General features: G+C 60.9%; 5 protein-coding genes. 2 read left to right on the top strand and 3 right to left on the bottom strand.

Going from position 1 to position 5,606, the window contains the following annotated elements; genetic code table 11:
* Positions 1 to 169: 169 nt before the first annotated feature.
* Entirely contained in the window at positions 170 to 1,549 is a 1,380-nt protein-coding gene (locus MB824_RS08480) for a DEAD/DEAH box helicase (RefSeq protein WP_238748030.1), read from the bottom strand.
* Positions 1,550 to 1,765: 216 nt separating this feature from the next.
* Here MB824_RS08480 and MB824_RS08475 point away from each other — a divergent pair, with 216 nt between their 5' ends.
* On the top strand, positions 1,766 to 2,857 hold the full coding sequence (locus MB824_RS08475; RefSeq protein WP_238748029.1) for a cysteine protease StiP family protein: 1,092 nt from the start codon (positions 1,766 to 1,768) through the stop codon (positions 2,855 to 2,857).
* A 258-nt stretch (positions 2,858 to 3,115) separates the two neighbouring features.
* Positions 3,116 to 3,991 carry an HpcH/HpaI aldolase/citrate lyase family protein gene (locus tag MB824_RS08470; protein WP_238748028.1) on the top strand — a complete coding sequence of 292 codons (876 nt, stop codon included), beginning with the start codon at positions 3,116 to 3,118 and terminating at the stop codon, positions 3,989 to 3,991.
* A 521-nt stretch (positions 3,992 to 4,512) separates the two neighbouring features.
* On the opposite strand, the gene MB824_RS08465 is transcribed toward MB824_RS08470, so the two are convergent.
* Together MB824_RS08465 and MB824_RS08460 are read right to left on the bottom strand one after the other, a co-directional pair.
* Complete coding sequence (locus MB824_RS08465; RefSeq protein WP_238748026.1) at positions 4,513 to 5,166, bottom strand: hypothetical protein; 654 nt, start codon at positions 5,164 to 5,166, stop codon at positions 4,513 to 4,515.
* A gap of 79 nt (positions 5,167 to 5,245) precedes the next feature.
* The coding region (locus tag MB824_RS08460) for a glycine betaine ABC transporter substrate-binding protein (protein ID WP_305067914.1) at positions 5,246 to 5,606 on the bottom strand (361 nt) is incomplete at its 5' end.

The following is a 5,606-nucleotide window of genomic DNA, read 5'->3' as shown; positions in this document are numbered from 1 at the left end:
ACTGCAACCTTTTTGTTTGGGTGGCGGGATTTTATTCCGGACAGTAGTGCGCCTGCGCGGGAATGACGGCGTTCAGATGAAATTCGGCTTTTTTGAGATTCGAGGTTAGCAAAAATTTCAGGCTGCCTTCCCCATCTGGGGAACAGGCAACCTGAAAGCCGTCCAAGCCTTATTTCGCGCCGTAGTTCGGCTGCAGCAGGGCGCAGACCGGGCGCTCGCGGCCGCGGCGGCGGCGCTGTTCGCGTCCGGCGATGCGGCCGCAGGAAGCGGCGGGGTCGGAGTTTTGGGCGCCGGCGTTGGCGGGAACGGCGTCGCGGCGGCGATCGCCGGGGCGGGTGGCGGGGCGCTCGCGGCTGTCGCGGTTTTCAGGCTGCCTGTCGGCGGCCTGCTGCGCCTGTTCCCAGCGCGGCTCGAAGCCTTCGATGCGCGACACGGGCAGCTCGTTGCCGGTCAGCTCTTTGATGGCTTCGTACATTTTCTGCTCGTTTTCGTCCATCATCGAGATGGCGACGCCGTCGGCGCCGGCGCGGCCGGTGCGGCCGATGCGGTGGACGTAGTCTTCGGGCTGGGCGGGCAGCTCGTAGTTGATCACAAAGGGCAGCTCGGCAATGTCGAGCCCGCGGGCGGCGACGTCGGTGGCCACCAGCACGCGCAGGCTGCCTTCTTTGAACTGGGCAAGGGTTTCCAGGCGGGTCTGCTGCGATTTGTCGCCGTGCAGGGCTTGGGCGGACAGGCCGCGGCGCACCAGATCGCGGCTGACCTGATCGACGCTCTGCTTGGTTTTGCAGAACACAATCACCTGCGGCATATTCAAATCGACAATCAGCCGCTCGAGCAGGTCGCGTTTGCGCACGGTATCGACGGCCAAAACGTGCTGTTCGACATTGGCGCTGGTGGTGTTCTGCGCGGCCACTTCGACGGTTTCCGGCGCGTGCATAAAATCCTGCGCCAGCTTGCGGATGGCGGGGGCGAAGGTGGCGGAAAACAGCAGGGTTTGGCGCTCGCGCGGCAGCATCTGCATGATGGTGCGGATGTCGTCGATAAAGCCCATGTCGAGCATGCGGTCGGCTTCGTCGAGCACCAGGATTTCCACTTTGTTGAGACTGATGTTTTTCTGTTTGACGTGATCGAGCAGGCGGCCGACGGTAGCGACGACGATTTCGCAGCCGGCGCGCAGGTCGGCGGTTTGTTTGTCCATGCCGATGCCGCCAAAGAGCACGGTGTGGCGCAGCGGCAGGTTTTTGATATAGCTCTGGGTATTGACGTCGATCTGGTCGGCCAGCTCGCGGGTGGGCGTGAGCACCAGCATGCGCACGGGGTGCATGGCCGGCGAAGTGCTGGCGTTGGCGTAGCGTTTAAGCCGCTCTAAGCTCGGCAGCATAAAGGCGGCGGTTTTGCCGGTGCCGGTTTGCGCGGCGGCCAGAAGGTCGTGGCCGGCCAGCGCTTTGGGAATGGCAGCAGCCTGAATCGGGGTGGGGGTTTCATAGCCCTGGTCGCTGAGCGCGGCAACGATTTCGCTGCCCAGGCCGAGTGAAGAGAAGGGGTTCATGGCGGGGAATCTTTCTGCAACAAGAGCGCGCGGCGGCGGCTTTCAGGCTGCCTGCGGCGCGGCGGAAAACGAATGGGGAAAAGGGCGCCGCCGCGCCGGTTTCGTCTTTTTCAGGCTGCCTGAAAAAACGGCGCCCGCGGCATTGAAAAAGCGCGGTGTTTGGTTATACTGCCGCCCGTTTGCGGCTGGCCGCATTCTAACAGAATCCACCCGACGATGACCGACAAAACGCCCCCTTTCCACGGCAGCTACCTGCCGCAACAGGTGCAGTTTCTGCTCAAGCCGATCAGTGTAGAAACCGTGGCCGACACCGTGCACAAAGAAGCACTGATCCAAAGCGGCCGCCGCCATTACAGCGAAATGCTCAGCCCCGAAGCGCCGCCTTCGCCGCAGTATCTCGCGCTGTTTCAGGCTGCCTTGGCGCGCAACGGCCGGCGTATGGCCGCCGACTGCCTGCAGCTGGCCGCGCTGGTTGCCGCGCGCCGCGATGTGCCGGTGCTGGTGTCGCTCGCCCGCGCCGGCACCCCTGTCGGCGTGATGCTGCAGCACATACTCAGCCGCCACTACCGCCGCGCCGTGCCGCATTATTCGCTGTCCATCATCCGCGACCGCGGCATCGACGCCAACGCCCTGCGCCATATTCTCGCGCAGGGGCACGACAGCCGCAGCCTGGTGTTTATCGACGGCTGGACGGGCAAAGGCGTGATCAGCCGCGAGCTGCACCGTTTTGTCGCTGAGTTTAACCGCCGCCACGGCACCGCCATCGACAGCAGCCTGTACGTACTCTCCGATTTGGCCGGCACCGCCGGCACCGCTGCCGCCTGCGACGACTACCTGATTCCGTCGGCGCTACTCAACGCCTGCGTCAGCGGGCTGGTCAGCCGCTCGGTGCTCAACGAAGCCATCGGCGAAAAGGACTTCCACGGCTGCGTTTATTACCGCGAGTTCGAGCCCTTCGATTTGTCGCAGTCCTTTATCCGCGAACTCACCGCCCACAGCGACCCGATGCAGGAAAACGGCCTGCCCGCCGCCCGCCCCGCCGATACCGCCGCTGCGGCGCAAACCAGCCGCCGCTATCTGACCGAAGCCAAAGCACGCTACGGCATTGCCGACGAAAACCTGATCAAACCCGGCATCGGCGAAGCCACCCGCGTGCTGCTGCGCCGCCGCCCCGGCCTGCTGATTGTGCGCGATGCCGCCTGCGCCGACACCACCCACCTGCTGCAGCTGGCGGCGGAAAAAAACGTACCCGTTGAAGAACAGCCCGATTTGCCCTACCGCGCCGTTTCCCTAATCCGCCAGCTGTGAGTTTCAGGCTGCCTGCCACTTTAAAAGCAGCCTGAAAACATATCGCCGCCCGAATTGGCGGTTTTCAGGCTGCCGGTTATCAGACCAAACAGCGGTCGCCTGCTTGCCTGTTTCAACGCTGCGGCACGCACCCGTTAAGCCCGCATTTTCAGGCTGCCCTATCGCCCCCAAAGCAGCCTGAAAAGCAAAACCGCCCTGTCCCGCCTTTCAGGCTGCCTGCCACCCGCCACGACATCCGCCCCGCCGCAAAGGAGTACCATGCACCATCCCCACCGACTCGGCGCCTGCCTGTACGTTCCCGCCACCCATCCGCAGCTGGGCGAAATCACCGCCGGCCGCCGTCTTGCCGATGTCCGCAGCCTGATTTACTGCACCGAAGACGCCGTGGCCGAACACGAGCTGCCCGCCGCGCTGGCCGCGCTGCGCCACGCCCTGCCGCAGATTGCCGCCGGCGATACGCGCAACCATTTCGTACGCGTGCGCAATCCCGCCGTGCTGACGCAGGTGCTGGCGGTTGACGGCGTGGAAAACCTGCTCGGTTTCGTGCTGCCCAAAACCACCGCCGACACCCTACCCAGCTACGCCGCCGCTCTGGCCGGCCGCCACCTGCTGATGCCGACACTGGAAACCGCCGAAGTTTTTGAAGAACACCAAATGCTGCACCTGCGCCAAATGCTGCTGCAGGACGAATGGCGCAGCCGCATTCTCTGCCTGCGCATCGGCGGCAACGACCTTTTGAACTGCCTGCACCTGCGCCGCCCGGCCGACGCCACCCTGTACCAAACCCCCATCGGCAGCCTGATCGCCCGCCTGGTCGGGCTGTTCCGCCCGCACGGATTTCATCTGTCGGCACCGGTATTCGAGTGGCTCGACAAGCCCGAACTTCTGGCGCAGGAAGTGCGCGAAGACCTGCGGCACGGCCTAACCGGCAAAACCGCCATCCACCCCGCCCAAACCGCACTAATCGAAGCGCACTACCGCGTGCCCGCCGCCGATATCGCGCTGGCGCGGCAGATTCTGGAAAGCAAACAGGCCGTCTTCGCCGCCAACGGCGCCATGCAGGAACCCGCCACCCACCGCAACTGGGCGCGCAATATTCTCGCTGCCGCCGAAGTGTTTGGCAGCAGCGACTAGACCGCACCGCCGTTAGCGCTGCAAAAAAGCAGCCTGAAAACCGGATTGGCGGTTTTCAGGCTGAGACCTTTGCAAAATCCCCCCCAAAATCCCCTAAATTACCACCAAGACATTTAGGGGATTTTGGGGAATTTTGCAAAGGTCTCGGTGTACGTTCCAACAATTTCTGCAGGTCGTCTGAAACGGTGGCGAGTTCGCCTTTGGCAATGGCGGTGTAGGTGGAAACCCACGCTCCAATCTGCCAATCGGACGTGTCAGGGTACGCGGTTTTGCGGCTGGCAAAGGCTTCTTCTAGGGTTTCGTTGTGGTAGCGGTATGGCGCGTTCCGGTGATGGTGAGGCTCATGGTGGGTTTTCTTTGTGTTATGGTTCGGACAACCTGAAAAAGGTTCTTTGTTTCAGGTGAAGGCTGTTTTTTGTAATTAAATTCAAGCTGGTACAGCGTTGCCGATGCCCTTTAAGCAATGATATTCCCATCAGCTCAAAAAGCAGCCTGCACCCGGTTGCGGCCGGGTTAGGCGCTTATCGCGACGGCTTGAGTCCACCGGTGAAGAGGAAGGCGGGAACCAATATCGGGCTTAACAGCAACATGCCGATTGAGCTGCCATCCAGCGGTTTGACCGAACGCTGCGTGCGGCCATTTTCATAAATCCACAATCTGATGGGTTCGGCACGCCGGTATTGCGCCAGCAGCGCTTCGCGGTTTTCCAGCTTCACCTGCTGCCAGTCGGTGTCCGCATCGATCCATGCGCGGATGGATTTGCCATCGTCCGTTTTAGACACATAAAACTTTTGACCAAGCTCGGTAGTAATCCTTCGGGTTCTCAGTTGCGTCTCGAATGCTTCCAGGTTTTTCTCACGGCTCTCGCTGTACGGGTAATAGGCATCCAGTTGGACACGTTTGCCGGAGATGTTCCGCATAATGAGCCGGTAGCGGACAGCATCATTGAAAATGCCCGCCTGCTGCGCCGCTTGGAAAATAGGCGGCAGGGTGATGCGGTATTCGTTTTTGTCGGTGATGATATACATCTGCGGTTTGGTGCTGTTGCCTGTGCCCGCCTTCTCACCGTAAAAACCCAGTATGTTTTCTTGGCGGGACAGGGTTGGCGTGTAGGTGTCTACCGTGCATGCACCCAACAGCAGGGCGGCAATGATGGGGAGGAGGTATTGTTTCATGGTATATCCTTTAAGGGTGGTTGATGAAGGGTTTTGGTGTGCAGGCTGCTTTTTGGATTTCAGGTAGCTTACTGCCATTTTACTTTCCTAACAATCCGTTTTTCTCCAAATAATCCCGCGCCACATTTTCCGCGCTTTCACCTTGCACTTTCACGCGGTAGTTCATCTCGCTCATTTCCGCTTCGCTGATTTTGCCCGCCAGTCGGTTCAGCGCGGCCACGATTTGCGGATTTTTTTCGGCAAATTCGGCTTTCATCAATGGCGCGCCCTGATAGGCGGGGAATAGGGCAATATCGTCTTTCAGCAGGCGCAGCTGATATTGCTTCAATTCTGCATCGGTAGAAAAGGCTTCAACCAAGTCGATTTTGTCGTTCAGCAGCGCCGTATAGCGCAGGGCGGGCTCTAGGCTAACAGCATGAGACCTTTGTAAAATCCCCCCC

The sequence above is a fragment of the Kingella pumchi genome (genome assembly GCF_022288825.1).
In the GTDB taxonomy this organism is placed as follows: Bacteria; Pseudomonadota; Gammaproteobacteria; order Burkholderiales; family Neisseriaceae; genus Kingella_D; species Kingella_D pumchi.
The sequence above is the reverse complement of the archived record's forward strand: the minus strand, read 5'-3'. Positions and strand labels throughout refer to the sequence as shown.